At 45.2% G+C, this 17,184-nt stretch carries 19 protein-coding genes; 5 read left to right on the plus strand and 14 right to left on the minus strand.

The features are described 5' to 3' along the window. Positions 1-4: 4 nt before the first annotated feature. Positions 5-883: a PPK2 family polyphosphate kinase gene (locus BMZ56_RS18510; protein ID WP_090629181.1), complete on the plus strand. Its 879-nt coding sequence runs from the start codon at positions 5-7 to the stop codon at positions 881-883. Here BMZ56_RS18510 and BMZ56_RS18515 read toward each other — a convergent pair whose 3' ends face one another. Continuing rightward, positions 884-1,855, minus strand: a complete 972-nt coding sequence (locus BMZ56_RS18515; RefSeq protein ID WP_245893292.1) for a cation diffusion facilitator family transporter — start codon at positions 1,853-1,855, stop codon at positions 884-886. A gap of 104 nt (positions 1,856-1,959) precedes the next feature. Between BMZ56_RS18515 and BMZ56_RS18520 the strand changes: the two genes are divergently transcribed. Beyond that, complete coding sequence (locus BMZ56_RS18520) at positions 1,960-3,165, plus strand: pyridoxal phosphate-dependent aminotransferase (RefSeq protein ID WP_177195209.1); 1,206 nt, start codon at positions 1,960-1,962, stop codon at positions 3,163-3,165. Between the two features lie 25 nt (positions 3,166-3,190). Here BMZ56_RS18520 and BMZ56_RS18525 read toward each other — a convergent pair whose 3' ends face one another. Further along, positions 3,191-4,438, minus strand: coding sequence for an ABC transporter permease (locus BMZ56_RS18525; protein WP_090629185.1), 1,248 nt, complete (start codon positions 4,436-4,438; stop codon positions 3,191-3,193). Between the two features lie 174 nt (positions 4,439-4,612). Here BMZ56_RS18525 and queA point away from each other — a divergent pair, with 174 nt between their 5' ends. Then, positions 4,613-5,662 carry a tRNA preQ1(34) S-adenosylmethionine ribosyltransferase-isomerase QueA gene (gene queA / locus BMZ56_RS18530; protein ID WP_090629186.1) on the plus strand — a complete coding sequence of 350 codons (1,050 nt, stop codon included), beginning with the start codon at positions 4,613-4,615 and terminating at the stop codon, positions 5,660-5,662. A 13-nt stretch (positions 5,663-5,675) separates the two neighbouring features. After that, positions 5,676-6,395: a 2-C-methyl-D-erythritol 4-phosphate cytidylyltransferase gene (locus BMZ56_RS18535; RefSeq protein ID WP_090629188.1), complete on the plus strand. Its 720-nt coding sequence runs from the start codon at positions 5,676-5,678 to the stop codon at positions 6,393-6,395. Here the strand turns inward: BMZ56_RS18535 and BMZ56_RS25460 are convergent. The 12 genes from BMZ56_RS25460 to BMZ56_RS18590 form a co-directional block, all read right to left on the minus strand. Further along, a complete protein-coding gene (locus BMZ56_RS25460; RefSeq protein WP_104443725.1) occupies positions 6,366-6,518 on the minus strand; it encodes a lmo0937 family membrane protein in 153 nt (50 codons plus the stop codon). The two genes, BMZ56_RS18535 and BMZ56_RS25460, sit on opposite strands and share 30 nt — an antisense overlap. A gap of 106 nt (positions 6,519-6,624) precedes the next feature. After that, positions 6,625-7,392, minus strand: coding sequence for an MBL fold metallo-hydrolase (locus BMZ56_RS18540; protein WP_090629190.1), 768 nt, complete (start codon positions 7,390-7,392; stop codon positions 6,625-6,627). Further along, positions 7,389-7,637 (minus strand): hypothetical protein, encoded by a 249-nt coding sequence (locus tag BMZ56_RS18545; protein WP_245893293.1) that lies wholly within the window; start codon positions 7,635-7,637, stop codon positions 7,389-7,391. Before BMZ56_RS18545 ends, BMZ56_RS18540 begins: the two co-directional genes overlap by 4 nt. Positions 7,638-7,717: 80 nt before the next feature. After that, complete coding sequence (locus BMZ56_RS18550) at positions 7,718-8,719, minus strand: glycosyltransferase (protein ID WP_090629367.1); 1,002 nt, start codon at positions 8,717-8,719, stop codon at positions 7,718-7,720. Between the two features lie 14 nt (positions 8,720-8,733). Next, entirely contained in the window at positions 8,734-9,684 is a 951-nt protein-coding gene (locus tag BMZ56_RS18555; RefSeq protein WP_090629193.1) for a glycosyltransferase family 2 protein, read from the minus strand. Positions 9,685-9,690: 6 nt separating this feature from the next. Beyond that, positions 9,691-10,266, minus strand: coding sequence for a DUF4199 domain-containing protein (locus tag BMZ56_RS18560; protein WP_090629195.1), 576 nt, complete (start codon positions 10,264-10,266; stop codon positions 9,691-9,693). A 15-nt stretch (positions 10,267-10,281) separates the two neighbouring features. Beyond that, positions 10,282-10,950 (minus strand): hypothetical protein, encoded by a 669-nt coding sequence (locus BMZ56_RS18565; protein WP_090629196.1) that lies wholly within the window; start codon positions 10,948-10,950, stop codon positions 10,282-10,284. A gap of 2 nt (positions 10,951-10,952) precedes the next feature. Continuing rightward, complete coding sequence (locus BMZ56_RS18570) at positions 10,953-12,221, minus strand: dihydroorotase (RefSeq protein WP_090629198.1); 1,269 nt, start codon at positions 12,219-12,221, stop codon at positions 10,953-10,955. Positions 12,222-12,351: 130 nt separating this feature from the next. Next, the gene (locus BMZ56_RS18575; protein WP_090629200.1) at positions 12,352-12,915 is read right to left on the minus strand and encodes a UbiX family flavin prenyltransferase; all 564 of its coding nucleotides are present in this window, start codon (positions 12,913-12,915) and stop codon (positions 12,352-12,354) included. A gap of 48 nt (positions 12,916-12,963) precedes the next feature. Further along, positions 12,964-14,028, minus strand: coding sequence for an ABC transporter permease (locus BMZ56_RS18580; protein WP_245893295.1), 1,065 nt, complete (start codon positions 14,026-14,028; stop codon positions 12,964-12,966). After that, the gene (locus tag BMZ56_RS18585; RefSeq protein ID WP_090629201.1) at positions 14,012-14,986 is read right to left on the minus strand and encodes an ABC transporter ATP-binding protein; all 975 of its coding nucleotides are present in this window, start codon (positions 14,984-14,986) and stop codon (positions 14,012-14,014) included. Before BMZ56_RS18585 ends, BMZ56_RS18580 begins: the two co-directional genes overlap by 17 nt. A 3-nt stretch (positions 14,987-14,989) precedes the next feature. Beyond that, on the minus strand, positions 14,990-16,048 hold the full coding sequence (locus BMZ56_RS18590; RefSeq protein WP_245893297.1) for a COG1470 family protein: 1,059 nt from the start codon (positions 16,046-16,048) through the stop codon (positions 14,990-14,992). 460 nt (positions 16,049-16,508) lie between these two features. Between BMZ56_RS18590 and BMZ56_RS18595 the strand changes: the two genes are divergently transcribed. Further along, positions 16,509-17,183: an ankyrin repeat domain-containing protein gene (locus BMZ56_RS18595; protein ID WP_245893298.1), complete on the plus strand. Its 675-nt coding sequence runs from the start codon at positions 16,509-16,511 to the stop codon at positions 17,181-17,183. Position 17,184 lies beyond the last annotated feature (1 nt).

The raw sequence follows: 17,184 nt of genomic DNA on the forward strand, positions 1-17,184 counted from the left end.
CTTTATGGCAAATGTCATTGAAAAATTTGGTGTGACGTCCGGAGAGTCATTTAATCTGGAAAATTACAAAACGGACGACTCTGGATCCATGGAAAAAAAAGAAGCATTAGCTGATTTGACGGATTTTCAAGCCGAGCTCAACGAGTATCAGGAGCGGCTGTATGCCGAAGATTCCCAAAGCTTATTGATCATTCTTCAAGCCATGGACGCTGCGGGCAAAGACAGCGCCATCGAACACGTCATGAGCGGCGTCAATCCGCAGGGATGCCAGGTATTTAGTTTCAAGCAGCCTACCAGCAACGATTACGAACATGATTTCCTCTGGCGACATTACAAAGCGCTGCCTGAAAGAGGGCGCATCGGTATCCATAACCGATCACATTATGAATATGTACTGGTATGTAAGGTGCACCCCGAGTACAACCTATCCGAACGGATCCCGGGCTACCGGAATGTGGCTGATTTCGATACAGACTTTTGGGAAAATCGCTTCGAGAGCATCCGTCAGTTTGAGGCACATTTGCACCGCAATGGCACCAAAATTATCAAATTTTTTCTTCACGTATCCAAAGAAGAGCAAAAGAAGCGTTTTCTTGATCGTATCGAAGAAAAATACAAGAATTGGAAATTTTCCGCAACCGATGTGGAAGAACGCTCTCATTGGAACGATTATATGAACGCGTATGAAACTGCCATCGCCGCCACAGCAACCCCAGCTTCGCCCTGGTACATCATTCCGGCCGACAAAAAATGGTTCGCCCGGTATGCTGTTGGAAAAATTATCGTGGAAACGCTGGCACAAATGGAACCTGAATTCCCGGAGTTACCTGAAGGCCAAAAAAAGAAATTGAAATCTTATAAACAAAAACTTCAGGAGGAATGATTAGAAATGCTTTTTGTTCTCGCTGATATTCTCCTGGTCCCAACGGACATCCCTGCGTTGGGGTTCACTACGGATCGGACAATCCTTGAGACGGCAATAATGGCAACAGGTAGGGATACAGGGATCTGCATGAACAAATAACTCTGTATTTGCATGTAAATTATTATTAATCAACCGATCAAATGCCGATACCTCGTCATGTACTTTATTTAGATTATAGTAATTGGGTAACGTAACATGGCAATCGATATGCAATTCATGGCCATAACGTTGCACACGCAGGTTGTGCACATCAATCCAATCATCTTTCCGGTTTTTCTGTAAAATGTGTGCGACCTTCTCTACCAGCTCAGCATCTGATTCATCCATTAATCCTCCAATGGATTTCCGAAGCAATTTATAGCCACTGAATAGGATAAACGCACCCAGTCCCAAAGACAAGACCGTATCAATCCAAACCCACCCGGTGTAATACATGATGATAAGCCCAGCCAACAATCCCACGGTACTATACGCATCGGTCTGCAAGTGTTTTCCATCGGCATGCAACGTCAGCGAATTCAAGTGATCACTCTGCTTCACCATATAGGTGCCGAGCACAAAATTGACCACACCGGTGAACGCGATCAGTCCGATTCCTTCCAGCAGGTTGCCCAGCGTCTCAGGAAAAAACAGGTTATATACCGCCTTGCCAAGAATCAGCACCCCGGCGATAAAAATCAGTCCCCCTTCCAGAAAAACGGAAAAGAATTCAACTTTCCCATGTCCATATGGGTGATTTTGGTCTTTTGGACGGGCAGCAAGGTGAATGCTGTAAAACGCAAACCCGGAAGCTACCACATTCACGATGCTTTCCATCGCATCGGTTAATATGGCATTGGAACTGGTAAGCAAATAGGCGGCGAATTTCACAAGCATCAGCAAAATGCCTGCAACTAATGCAAACCGAATGATATTTTTCTGCTTGTTCAAATCCCAGCGGTAATCGGACAAAGGTAATAATTCAACTAGTAATTGAGGTTTTTTAAATCCGGAAAAATTGGAGAATGTCACAAATTTACCTAGTTTTGCGCACCATGAGTACACCATCTATTCTTTCGGAACGGATAAACAACCTCTCCGAATCGGCAACCCTGAAAATGACCAAATTAGGCCGCGAATTGGCGGCTAAAGGCATCAACGTAATCAGTCTCAGCGTAGGAGAGCCTGATTTTAATACGCCCGAGCATGTAAAGCACGCTGCCAAGCAAGCGCTTGATGATAATTATACCCGATATTCTCCAGTACCGGGTTATCCCGAACTGCGGAAGGCCATCGTTGCCAAGCTAAAAAATGAAAATGGACTGGATTACGATATCTCCCAAATTGTGGTTTCCACCGGAGCGAAACAATCGCTATCCAATACCATCCTAACGCTAGTTAATCCCGGTGACGAAGTGATTATCCCAACTCCCTATTGGGTTTCTTATTCAGAAATGGTCACGCTCGCCGAGGGCAAATCGGTGTTTATCAATGCAACCATTGACAGCGACTTTAAAATCACGCCCGAAGAACTCGAAGCAGCTATTACCCCCAAAAGTAAGTTATTCATGTTTTCTTCGCCATGCAACCCCACGGGCAGTGTCTACACCAAGGATGAATTGGAAGGATTGGTGCGTGTGTTTGAGAAACATCCGGATATTTATATCATTTCCGACGAAATCTACGAACACATCAATTTTATCGGCAAGCACGAATCCATTGCGCAATTTGATAGCATCAGGGATCGCGTGATCGTCATCAATGGATTCTCGAAAGCATTTGCCATGACCGGTTGGCGCCTTGGCTATCTTGCTGCCAACAAAGAGATTGCAGCTGCCAACGACAAACTGCAGGGGCAGACCACATCGGGTACCTGTTCCATCGCACAACGCGCGGGTATTGCAGCACTCGAACAGGGATTGGATACCGTGCTGGAAATGAAGGACGCTTTCGAGCGGCGCCGTGAACTGGTCTATAACTTATTGAAAGATATTCCGGGCGTGAAGACCAACCTTCCGCAAGGTGCCTTTTACTTTTTCCCCGATATCAGTTCTTTCTTTGGGAAAAAAGACCCGCAGGGGAATGTTATCAAAGATTCGGCAGACCTCGCACTGTATCTGCTCAATGAGGCCCATGTGGCTACCGTCGGCGGCGACTCCTTTGGCAATAACAATTACATACGGCTGTCTTATGCAGCCTCGGATGAAAGCCTCAAAGAGGCGCTACGAAGAATTAAAGACGCTTTAGGAAAACTTAAATAAACCGGGAAATCCCCGGTTTATTTTGTCACTTGCTTCGTATGGCCTCCACCGGATCCATGCGGGCAGCCATAGCTGCAGGAATGATGCCGGCTATGAGACCTATCAGCGTAGAAAGGAATACGGTAAGTATTACCATCGAAACATTAACGACGATGGCCAAGTCAAATATAAATTTGACTAGCAGTGTAAGAAGGTAAACAAAAGAAAGCCCCATCAAGCCCCCAATGAGGCACAGTGCAATCGCTTCGATAAGAAATTGGGATAAAATAAAATAGTTTTTAGCTCCAAGAGATTTCTGGATGCCAATAATATGTGTGCGTTCTTTAACCGACACAAACATGATATTCGCAATCCCAAAACCGCCAACCAGGATGGAAAAGGCGCCTATCACGCCACCTGCAATATTGATGACCTTAAACATCGAATCCAATTGTGCCGTGATGATGGTGGTTTTATTCAATGAAAAATCGTCTTCCTGTTGTGGTGCCAATCGATGAATAGACCGCATCACGCCGCGCAATTCACTTTCGGCTTCTTCCAACGAAACATTAGGCAACGCACTTACCATGATGACGGGCCCATAACGCCTGATATTGATTAAGTTACGTCCCAGATTTAAGGGAATCATGATGACATTATCCATCGACACGTCGAAAATCATTCCTTCCCCTTCTTCTTTAAAAACACCAATAACGGTGATCTTCCTGCCCAATACTTTCAGCGATTTGCCGATCGGATCCATATTGGGAAATAATCCTTCAGCAATAGTTGCCCCAATAACGGCGACAGTACTTCCCCTATTCGATTCCGATTCCGAGAAATACCTACCCTCCACAATTTCCAGGTCGCGGATGTTGTAAAGTTCATGTGAAGTAGCAGTAACCGTAATGCCCGAAACATTATTATTGAGATATTGTGCCGTCCGGTTTCCAATATCAATTGAAAACGAAATTGCCTCTGCAGAGGTCATCCTTGATTTCAGCGATTCGTAGTCGCGGAGTGTAGGCTCGGGGCGGTTTACATACTTCCACCATGGAAAATCGGGTCCTCCATCCCAAGGCCATTTCATAACGTAGATTGTTTTACTGCCCAGTTTTTCGACACTATTTTCCAAATTTGCCCGCAATGTATCAACCGCCGAAAATACCCCAATAATAATCAAAATACCGATTGTCACCCCTAAAAGCGACAACAATGTCCGGGTACGGTTTTCCCGAAGCGCAGAAAACGCAAATCCGAAACTTTCGCCAATCAATCGCAGGAATAATAACATATATCACATAGACGGATGATCCCATCATTAGTTACAAACTAAGATAAAGTATTTTGTGCAGATAATAAAGCAACGGAAACAACATTATAATAATAAATAATTTCATAACTTTGCACGCTAATTTATACGTATGGACATACATAAAATGTCCCATCTTAAAATTTCACGTCAACAATGAAGCTATCACAGTTTAAGTTCAATTTGCCTGAATCCTTGATTGCCAACGAACCAACCGAAAGCCGCGATGAATCCCGGTTGATGGTGCTCGACCGCAAAACCGGCAAAATCGAACATAAAATATTTAAGGACATCCTGAATTATTTTGACGACAAGGATGTCATGATTTTAAACAATACCAAGGTATTTCCGGCCCGTATGTATGGGAATAAGGAAAAAACCGGTGCCACCATCGAGGTATTTCTACTCCGTGAGTTAAATAAAGAACTACGCCTTTGGGATGTACTCGTGGATCCCGCCCGCAAAATACGTGTGGGTAATAAGTTGTATTTCGGCGACGATGATTTGCTGGTAGCCGAAGTAGTGGATAATACTACTTCACGTGGCCGCACCATCCGCTTCCTTTTTGATGGAACGGACGAGGAGTTCCGACGGAACATCGAAATTCTCGGCGAAACACCACTTCCAAAATACATCAAACGCAAAGCGACGCCCGAAGACAAATTCCGATACCAAACCATATTTGCCAAGCATGAAGGCGCGGTAGCGGCCCCAACTGCCGGTTTGCATTTCAGCCGGGAACTGATGAAACGGCTGGAGCTAAAGGGAGTAGAATTTGCCGAAATCACTCTTCACGTAGGTTTGGGAACCTTTAGACAGGTTGAAGTAGAAGATCTTACCAAACACAAAATGGATTCGGAGCAATTTATCATTCCGGAAGAATCGGCTACGATGGTAAATAAAGCGATTGACGCAAAACGACGGGTATGCGCTGTGGGTACTACGTCCATGCGAGCCATCGAGTCATCGGTTTCTGCAGACAAACATTTGAAACCTGCAAACGAGTGGACCAGTAAGTTCATCTATCCTCCCTACGAATTCAGCATCGCCAACACCATGGTCACTAATTTTCATACACCCGAATCGACCTTGTTAGTAATGATTGCGGCATTTGGTGGGTACGAACATGTGATGAATGCTTACGAAATTGCCGTAAAAGAAAAATACCGATTTTATAGTTACGGCGACGCCATGCTAATTATTTAAGCATCGCAGGCATATGAATTATGCAATCATTGTGGGCGGTGGGGTCGGCACCCGTATGGGCGCAGCTATACCGAAACAGTTTTTGCCATTGAATGGCATACCGGTGATGATGCATACAATCCGTGCCTTTCACCATAGCAGACATTCTCCGCAAATCATTGTTGTCATTCCCTCGGCTCAACACAGTCGTTGGTCAGAACTCTGTGAAAAACACAACTTTCATATTTCGCATATTCTGGCAAGCGGTGGCCACAGCCGATTTGAAAGTGTCAGGAGTGGTTTAGCAGCCGTACAGTCCAATTGCGCAAATCTTTCTCAAAGCCTTATTGCGGTACATGATGCGGTTCGGCCGTTGGTTTCCACGGATTTGATAGATGCTACATTCGACCAAGCCGCTCGCACCGGCGCGGCAGCCCTGGCCGTCCAAAGCACCAATTCAGTGCGGCTAACGAGTAACAATGGTTTAAAAAACAATGCATATCCGAGGCAACAGGTTTATCTCATGCAAACGCCTCAAACCTTTAATGGGCTCATCCTGTCGGAGTCTTATCAACTGGATGAAGACCAATCATTTACAGATGATGCATCGGTAGTCGAAAAAAAAGGGTATCCCGTCACATTGGTGGACGGGGATACCCGTAATGTCAAAATCACCTTCCCCGAAGATTTACGTATCGCAGCAATCCTATCAGGCGGTGCCGACTTAAGCAGCACTTCGAATGACGCGCAATAGAATAGCGATGATAGCGATAACCAGCAGAATATGAATAACTCCGCCTGTATAATATCCACCAAAATAACTGATCGCCCAGGCGATAACTAAAATAACAGCGATAACATAAAGCAAATTTCCCATGACTACAAAGGTTAAGTGTAACTATTGATTTATATAAAATTAACAATCAATAATGACAACATCCTTTCCACGAAAAAGTTTTAGATAGCTTTAATGTTTATAATGTTTACCGATTCATATCCAATACGAGTCCGTCATACGCCAGCGAAATTCCTTTGGGTAGCTTCCGCTCTACCTCCTTGTGAAGCCCAAGTTTGTGACTTATATGTGTGAAATATGTCTGTGCCGCTCCAACGCGCTGCGCAAAAGCTATGGCTTCATCTAGGGTAAAATGGGAAATATGAGGCTCTTGCTGCAATGCGTTGACGACTAATATCTTCGTTCCGACGATTTTTTTAATTTCTGCCTCACTTACCGTCTTTGCATCCGTTATGTATGTAAAATCCCCTAACCGGAAACCCAACACAGGCATCATATAATGCATCACCTCTATCGGAATAATTTTAACACCAAATAAAAAAAAAGGCGAAAGCGTTATCTCATGAAGCTCCAATTGGGGAATACCCGGATATTTCTTCGCCGTAAATGCGTAGTAAAATTCACGTCTCAGTGCCTCGTGTACTTCACGAGCGCCATAAATATCAATCGCGCCACCTTGTTGCCTATTGAACGCTCTGACGTCATCCAAGCCGGCTATGTGATCCTTATGTGAATGGGTAAAGAGGATCGCATCCAAATGATCAACCTGCTCACGCAACATTTGATACCGAAAATCCGGACCTGTGTCGATCACCATATTTTTATCCGCCAGTTGCAGCAATACCGATGAGCGAAGACGCTTGTCTCGTGCATCCGAAGACCTACACACCTCGCAATTGCAAGCAATTACAGGAATACCCTGTGACGTTCCCGTTCCTAAAAATTTTATGATCAAATCGCTAGTTTGGTTTGTTTGATACTTCGTAAAAATTGCCGTTGCTTCTCGTCCAATGTACCTCCATCCAACGGTATATCGCGTAATATACTCACCAACGCTCCGATTTTCATTTCCAGGTTTGAAAACCGGTTAACAACCACAACCCTGTTACTTTGCAACACACATGCACCCGTCTTGAAATTACCTTTCTCATACCTTACCCGGTAACCGAGATCTTTTAACAAAGATTCCAGTTTCTCCAAGCTATGTTGTGTATTAGATAGCAATGACGTTTTATTTTCGTGCCAAAATACGATTCATCCAATAAAATCACAACATTGTTTTATCCACAGCGTTCGAGTTTATATTTCCATAGATCCTGCATAAATCCCAATCCATAGGCAATTAATTGGACGTATGCTGCAACCATGCTCAGTAAAGCCACTTGGATACTACGGGTTTTCACCAACGAATGGCATAAAATAAGGAACGTATACACAATGAGTAATACATCACCTAGCTGCGCCAAACCAACGATGTAATCATCAGCGACGGGCATCCCCAATATCCACAAGCCATTGAGCAGTATCAAAATCAACAAAAAGCAGGCAAATGCTGCGGGAAAAAAGTGAACAAGTTTTAATTCTCCCGGAAAATGTTTGTAAATATTGACACGGGCCCGGCCGAAAAAATGAAGCTGCTTGTAAAACTGCCTAAAATCCGTGCGTCGTTTGTGGTACACCACGGCATCGGGAATCAGACCGATTTTAAATCCAGAAGCCTGAATTCGGATACTGTATTCAATATCTTCCCCCAGCCGTGTAAGCTTAAAACCTCCTATCTGCTCCCAAACTTTCCGCGACACGCCCATGTTAAAACTACGTGGGTGAAACGTACCAATATGTTTTTTATTACCTCGAATTCCACCAGTGGTAAAAGGCGAAGTCATTGAATAGCTAATAGCCTGCTGTACCGGGGTAAACGTTTCATGGGCAGCATCCGGTCCACCGTATGCATCCAACGGCATTTTTTTTAGGGAGGCAGCTACAATCGAGAGGTAATCAGGCGGAATCAGGCAATCCGAATCGAAGATAACAAAGTAGTCGCCCCTCGCCCGTTCAAAACCGAAGTTCCGCGTAAATCCCTGACCTTCATTTGGCTTTACATAGTAATAAACATCCAGGCGATCTCGATATCGCTCTACAATCGTCTTCGCATTGTGGACTGAACCATCCTCAATGACCAACACTTCAAATGGTTGATAGGTCTGTCTGGTCAAACTATCCAACAACTCATCGATCTCCTGTGGACGGTTATACAGGGGAATAATAAGGGAAAAAAAAATCGATTGCCTGGCCATTAAATGACTTTCTCAATCTGATAGTTATTACGCTCGGCACTGCTTCGTGAAACCAGTTCAGCAATAAAACCGGTCAGAAATAGCTGAGTTCCGATAACAATCGCTATCAGTGCAAAGAAAAAAAGCGGTTGTTCGGTTACGTTACGATAGGGACTTTGGTTGGCTATGCTAACCAATTTTTCAACAATAAGCCATATAGCGATGATGAAACCGGCGAGGAAACTCAATACGCCCATTGTGCCGAAAAAATGCATCGGGCGTTTTCCAAATTTACCAACAAAAAAAATGGACAATAAATCCAAAAAACCTTTCATAAACCTTCCGGGTCCAAACTTGGTCTTCCCGTATTTACGCGGATAGTGCTGCACTACCTGTTCGTCTATTCGCTTAAATCCTGCCCACTTGGCAATGACCGGAATATAACGGTGCATTTCACCGTACACCTCAATACTTTTCACCACTTCTTTTTTATAAGCTTTCAGTCCACAGTTGAAGTCATGGAGATTATGGATGCCAGACATACCCCGGGTTACCGAATTAAAAAGCTTGGTGGGAATGGTTTTGCTGGGAGGATCATGCCGCTGCCGTTTCCATCCGGATACGAGATCAAAATCCTCTTGAACAATGCGTCGGTACAGCTCAGGTATCTCATCGGGACTATCCTGTAAATCTGCATCCATGGTGATGACCACATCGCCCTGGGCGGCAGCAAATCCTACATTGAGTGCCGCGGACTTTCCGTAATTCCGCCGAAATTTTACCGCCGTTATTTTGGGATTCATGGCTTTTAGCCCTTCGATAGCCATCCACGATCCGTCGGTACTGCCATCGTCCACCAGAATGATTTCGTAGCTGAACCGATGATCATCCATTACTTGCCTGATCCACGCCGTGAGTTCCGGCAGCGAATCAACCTCGTTATACAGGGGGATGACAACAGAGATATCCATCAGGGGTTACTCCTCCTCCACCGGCGCAAACACCGGTGGATTCCGTTTGAAAATAGCCGCAAAAATTAACGCGCCGATGAAATAAAAAATAGCACCAAGAGCCAGACCCTTTACGACATCCATAAAACCGGGATTGACTTGCTTTTCAATATTTTTCTCCGCTTCTTCAATGATTTTGTCGATCTGTTCCTGATCGGAACTGAATGTCTCCGCTACGCGCGTAGTCGCATTTAGCGATATTTCGCGCATCGTATCCGCGTAACTCGGTTCGATCCATTTAGCAAATGCCGTGGTAAATAGGGTGACCACTACGACCTGTACCATAAACATGAGGAAGATATTGCCCAATGCCTCCCGAAATGACCAGTACCCACCTATTTTTTTCCGTAAATCAAGCGTGAAATAAATTGCCAAACCTATGGCAATGGCGAGTTGGATAAATCCGTACGCAAAATTACCCATCAAAGAAGGTGAAGCGTAATACACCATTAGAAAAATGATGATGTTGATAAGTGCCCAAATCAACGCATTATTAATCGCAACTTTCTTTGCGTTTGCGGTGTCTAGATTTGTTGTTGTCATGGTTATGTGTTTTAATTAATGATTATAGGCAACTAACAGCTGGTATACTGCTCCTTCAAAGCCCGGGTTTGCACTGTGACGGAGATACGTTTTCAACTCTTCGGCTGTAGGGCGTTGCTCATAAAAGAATCCCATTATTGGATAAAATAGTTCAGCCAACTCCTGATCTGCCGAAATCTTTTGGGCAATCTTAGCGATTTCACCGTAAGAGCTGTCTGTCAGAATCTGATGAGCAATCACCGGTTCATAAATACGGTGTTCATCTTGAAATTCATCTTCATCTACTAACAGAAATTCCTTAAGATAATCATCAAGCTGAGGTTCAAGCTGTTCATCGGCACATTCCCGCAGATAAAGCAACACATTCAGCAACTCCGTTCCCCGATCAATGGTCTGGTTCTCAATACTTTCCCATTCTTCCGATTCCAGGTAATCTCCTTCTAACTTTTCTACGTCGGCAGCAAAGAAATTCAGCAGCAACAAGTCAAACGCGATTTCCCTCAATTCCTCAAACCGAGGCTGATCGTCAAATGCCTGATCCATCAACGAGACTTTATCCAAATACGCGGCATCGCCTGCAAAAATTTCGGCAAGCTGGCGTAGCAATCCGTTACCATCGATCTGCTCTATTGAGCTGTATGATTGTATGCAAGCTTCAAGCGCCCTCGCTATATAGATATCCATGGTTATTGTGTGTTTATAATTTGACGTTTGTTGACAACCATTGTTACTTTTCCCTTCAACTCGCTTCCCATCAGCGGACTATTAATTGATTTAGAGCGATTGGTCTCGGTATCGAATCGCCATTTTTTTCCGGTATCCAGCAGAGTAAAATTAGCTGGAGCTTGCTCCTTGAATTCCGGCAGCGGAAGTCCCAGCACACGTCGTGGCCCAAGAGCCAATTTATCAACAAGTTGATCTATCGTCAATCCCGCCTCGAGTACCAACGGGAGTAATGTTTGCAAGCCGATTACCCCATCAGCTGCGATCTGATACTCGACATTTTTATATTCCACTTCATGGGGGGTGTGCTGCGAAACAATGGCATCAATGGTTCCGTCGTTTAACCCTTCAAGCAATGCGCTTACATCAGCCTGCGTCCGCAAAGGCGGGCTAACTTTATAGTTGCTATCGAAGCCGGCGATCAGTTCGTCCGTCATGACCAAATGATGAGCAGCTACATCACACGTTACTTTTATACCACTTGCTTTGGCGTTTCGGATAAGAGCTACACTTTCAGCGGTGCTGATCGTGGTAAAATGTATAGGCGCATCGTTGTACTCCGCAAGGTATAAGTCGCGCGCAACCATCAGCGCTTCGGCAAGATTAGGATTTCCCTTCATCCCGAGATACGTACTTGTTGGCCCTTCGTTCATCTTACCTCCCGCCGCTACCGAAACATCTTCGGGGCTCGAAATGATGAGGCCTCCAAACCCCTTGCTATATAGCAATGCTCGGCTCATCAATCCTCCCTGCTGAAGCGGTCTATCTCCATCGCAGAATGCCACGGCGCCCGCCAGCTTCATATCATACAGCTCGGCCAGCTCTCTCCCCTCTCGCTGCTTGCTAATTGCACCAATGGGATGCACATCAATTGGCAACGGTGCAGACCGATTCACAATCAATGCCACTTCCGATCGGCTATGTACCGGTGGGTGTGTATTGGGTTGGACCGCTACTCCCGTTACCCCTCCTGCAAGGGCTGCCGCAGAACCCGATAAGATATCTTCTTTCGTTTCTAAACCCGGTTCGCCAAAATTGACGTTCATATCAAAAAATCCGGGCACTAAATATTGACCCTTTGCATCGAAAACATCAAGATGATCTTTGCCTCTTTCGATTTGCTTCGCAATCTTAGTAATTACTCCTTTGTTTAACAAAACATCCAGTTCTTTACCGTGAAAGGGTGTATTGGGAAAGATAATCCTGGCCGACTTGATGAGTAAGTTATCCATGTATGTAATAAGACGAAAAAGGTTCTAATAAGACCGGAAAGTTGATTTTTAATGGAACTACGGTAGCGTATGCATTCATTAACCAACAAAAGTACAAAATCAATAGCAATGCAACTATTTATTTTTGAAATTACGGATTTCCCCATTCGTATCCGCCCGATTCCAGCCCTGCCAACTCCAGTACCCGGTCGATCACCGTGGCCGCTAATGCCTCGAAATTAGGAGGCAGGCTATAAAACGAGGGACTCGCAGGACAGATCACGCCACCTGCATCGGTAACTACCTGCATATTCCGTAAATGGATGCTACTCAACGGAGTCTCCCTGGGAACCAGGATAAGTCTCCGACGCTCTTTCAAAATGACGTCTGCCGCCCGACTGGTCAGGTCCGACGAAATTCCTCCGGCAATCCTCGCCAATGTCCCCATCGAACAGGGGCACACAATCATGGTATCAAATTTTGCAGATCCAGAAGCAAACGGTGCATAGAAATTATTCTTTTCATAAAATGTAAAAGGGTACTTAGAATAATCTTCATTACCCAATTCAAACTTCCAGACGTCTTTTGCATTATCAGACATCACCACTCCCACCGCATCTAATCGATGCTGGAAAGCCAACAGCTTATCAAGCAGCACTTTGGCGTAAATGGAACCACTTGCCCCGGTTATGGCGACGACGATTTTCTTTGGCATATCTCTGAATATCTGCCAAACTTAGGCAACTCACGTTTCAAATGCAAGTCACCGCGAGCGGATTTCCTTTCGCATAAAGGAAACATAGGACAACGCAAAGCACACCACCGTAGCCGCTATCAATCCCGTCAATTGCGGCCATACAATCAACAGACTCTGTCCCAGTGGCAAGGGACTGGGTATGGCACCGTACGCTTGTTCCATGGTCAACGGCCCCAAGCTCCTAACCGAAGGCACCAGCAATGTGGTCGTGGCATCCGTATACAACTGACTGGGTATTACGCGCATCAGGTTCATGATAAACTGCTGGTAGCCAATAAGCTGCTGGGGTAAAGCCGCCTCGGAAGGCATCAGCGCCCGAGCAACCATGTTGACAATTAGTTGATAAAAGATCGTAAAGAACAGCCATACAGCGATCGCAGTCAGCGCTGATGTAGCCGCTTGTCGAAAGCGAATGGACAAAAAAACCGATAGGTTTAACCAAAACGCCACATACAGTATGCTTAATAACAGAAAGCATACAATCCTGAAAAACTCTTCTACCGTGGGTGGTATGCCGATGATAAACATCCCGAATCCCATCACTAAAAAGCCCAATGCGAAAAACAGTACACCAATAACGGTGAGCGCCGCAATGAATTTAGCATTAATCAGGTAGTCACGATGGATGGGTTGAGCCACAATACGGCTTAGTGTGCCTGAGTTTTGCTCGGAGTTGATGGCATCAAAACCCAGCCCAATGCCCAGCAGAGGCCCGAGGAACCCCACAAAAACATGAAATGGAGGCAGCGAACCATCCGACAGCGTAAAGAGCTTCAAAAAGAAAAAAGGATCGTCCGAGTCTCCGGCCTTCCGGGTTTCATCCACCAAGCTCGTTATGGAAGTATATAAAGATCCAAAACACGTCAACAGAATGAGAAACAGTAAAACATTGAAGCGCCAGCTGCGTACATGATCCGAGATTTCCTTCTGGACAATTACCCAAAACGGGTGGCTGACGGCTAACATCCTTCGCTCCTGTTGCTTTTTTGTATAGCGATCTATCGCTGCGATTACCCCCGCAGCCCAGGGCTTTTCCTTGAATTGGCGAACGGCATTATGCAGTTTTTCCATAGACCTCCCCTCCTTCGAAATACTTGGTATAAATGTCATCCAAGCCATATTCCCTTGTATTGAGATGTTTCAACCCCACCCCCGCATGAACGAGAATATGTGCTACTTCAGCAGTTACTTCTTGGGTGCCGCCTATGTAAATCCGCTCCTTGTCTATGCGGACAGATACGGCGCCCTCCAAATCCAGTAGCTGGGATTTTACGGTTTCCGCCATTTCCGGCGTCAAGGCTCCCTCAATAGCTGCTTCAACAAGATAAGGCTCTTTATCAGAAAACAACGCTTTGGACAATTCTACCACATTCCCTTGAGCAAGCAGCTTGCCGGCGACGAATATACCCACCCGGTCACACACTTGTTGTACCTGATGGAGGTGATGAGACGAAAGTAAGACGGTGATTTGCTCCTCGCGGCTGAGGGCAACAATTAAATCGAGAAACTCACGCACACCGATGGGGTCTATTCCCAATGTGGGTTCATCCAATATAATGACTTCCGGATTTTTGACCAGTACATCCGCCAATCCCAGTCGCTGGCGCATCCCCCGTGAATATTTACCGGCTTTCTTTCCGGATGCATCCTTTAATCCAATACGTTGAAGCAACGCATCCACGCGTTGCTCCGCTTCCCTTCGGGAAAGACGGTTGAGCCTCGCCGTGTACAATAAATTTTCGCGCCCGCTCAACTGTTCGTAGAACCCTACATCATCCGGCAAATATCCTACCCGCCGTTTTACATCAATGGGATGGATCGTCGAGTCTATTCCACATACCTTCACACGGCCTGAGGTAGGCTCCGTGAGTCCGAGCATCATCAGAATGGTGGTCGACTTGCCCGCACCGTTTGGTCCGAGCAATCCAAAAATTTCACCTTTTCGAATAGACAAATCCAAGTGATCCACCGCCGCAAATTCGCCGTACTTCTTGGTAAGGCTTTCAAGTTCGATAATGGATTGATTCACAGATTACCTCCTTCCGTACTTCCGGAATAAATAATACACACCGCCCAATGTGCCCAAAATGATCAAAATCCCCAGCCATCCCCACAGTAACGGCGTACGAACAGATAATCGAAACGATGCAGTTGCTGACTTCTCTGGTGTTTTGGCCTCCAGATTTACGACATAATCGCCTGCTACCGATTTTCTACTTGCTTTGATCGTGGCAAACACCTGTGCATGCTGGCCGGGTGCGATTACATCAATTTTGCTGGGTTCAAACGATACCGCCCAATCTACGGGAGCCGAAGATTTCATTTCTATATTTTTCAAGGGGGCCGACCCGGTATTTTTTACCAATAGCTCCACTTTCTCATCGCTACCGGCCGTGATGGATGTACTCAGTTTCCCTGTAGGTGTGGTCAACTCTAAGTTATAAGACCCGGTGATAACAACTTCCAATTCCAGGTTAGACGACATTCCACTGGTGGAAGCCACCACAGGCACCTTATAGCTACCTGCTCCTAGATGGTCTGGTGGATCCAACTCGATGGTGATATTCTGCGTTTGATTGGCTCCCACATTTACCGACGAAACCTGCTTGCCATTTGCCCGGAATAATGCGTTCCACCCTTGGGGCACCTGGGCGCGTAATCCATAAACCTGTTCCTCGCTCGATGGATTCCTGAGCGTGGAATTGAACGTAAATGTTGAGTTCGCCGCCCCCTCCATATTGGCCTGATCCGTGTTGAATTCCGATTTAAAGGTTCCTTGCTCGGATATTTCTACAGTCAACGGCAATTGGCTGATTCCCTTCGCTACTAATTGGAAACGATAAGTACCTTTTTCCACCCGGTAGGGTACCTGTAGTTTGAACGAAAAATTCTTTTTCTCCCGTGGTAAAACGGCGAGCTGCTCAACCGTCCACCCTCCGGATTTGAGTTCATAGGACCAACCCTCCGGCAATCCGACCACCGCTATCTCCGCCGTTCTGACACCGCTTCCGTTATTGATTACATCAACCGAATAATCGATGGATTCACCCGGAGGAACCGAAATTTTTGTATAAGGAGTGTAAAGGGTCATGCTTTGAGCAACCCCCATCCGCTGAATCCCTTTCATCGGGACCACTCCACAAAAGCACATTAATAAAATAATAACTTTAGGTAAAGTAATGGCACGTGTTAACATAACAAAACCGAACTAATTTAGAAATAAATAAGCTGTGTAGACAAAATTAGAAAATCAAGAAACCTCCAAAAATGATTTCACATTTTTTAACATTTCAGATAACATTTCGGATATTTGAGGCCTTAAACGGACCCAAACAAAAAAAGGGCCGAATACAAGAATATTCGACCCTACATCTACCTATGAAAAACATGCCCTTTGGGAGGGCATTACAAAAGTACAGCTAAGATTGAGGATACAAAACATTTATTCGTTCAAAAAAAGTTTTTGTAGATGTAATACTACAAGAAAAAGAGCGGCTGCGGTTATGCAGGTTTGATTTTTTTTAGTTAATTCGTGCTGCGTAATTTAATTATTGATTAGAAGACAGATTGAAGAAATGAGCCTTAGTCAACTGGAAGAATATATTGAGACAGGCAACGGCCGTGCAATTGATGATTTGCTAAATGGCAATCCGAGCCTGAGTAAACAGAAAACAAGCCACGACATCTCCCCCCTCCTATTAGCCTGTTATTATAATAAGCCGCAAATTGTAAAAGTATTATTAAAGCATCTGGACGAACTTACGATTCATGAAGCGGCAGCAGCAGCTCAGTTGGAACAGGTTCAGGCAATGATTGAAGACCACCCGGATTTAATCGATGTGATTTCAGATCATGGATTTACACCACTGGGTTTGTCGACACATTTTGGCAACGAAGATGTTGTTCGATACCTGCTTGCAAAACACGCCGACCCAAATATTCAATCTCAGAACGGATATAATGTCTATCCATTGCATGCAGCCATCGGCGCTAACTTTGACGGCATAGCCAAGATGCTCATTGAGGCGGGTGCCGAAGTGAATGTATTGCAGACATCTCGGACCAGTCCCTTACATCTTGCGGCGCAAAACGGGAACATCGATCTCATTATACTGTTGTTAGAAAACGGTGCGCGGGTAGAAATCAAAAATGATATGGGAAAAACTGCGTCTGATTTGGCGGCGGAAAAAAGACACGTCGAAATTGCAGAAATCTTGAAGACCTAAG

Origin of the sequence: Parapedobacter indicus, from assembly GCF_900113765.1 — a bacterium.
Lineage (GTDB): Bacteria > Bacteroidota > Bacteroidia > Sphingobacteriales > Sphingobacteriaceae > Parapedobacter > Parapedobacter indicus.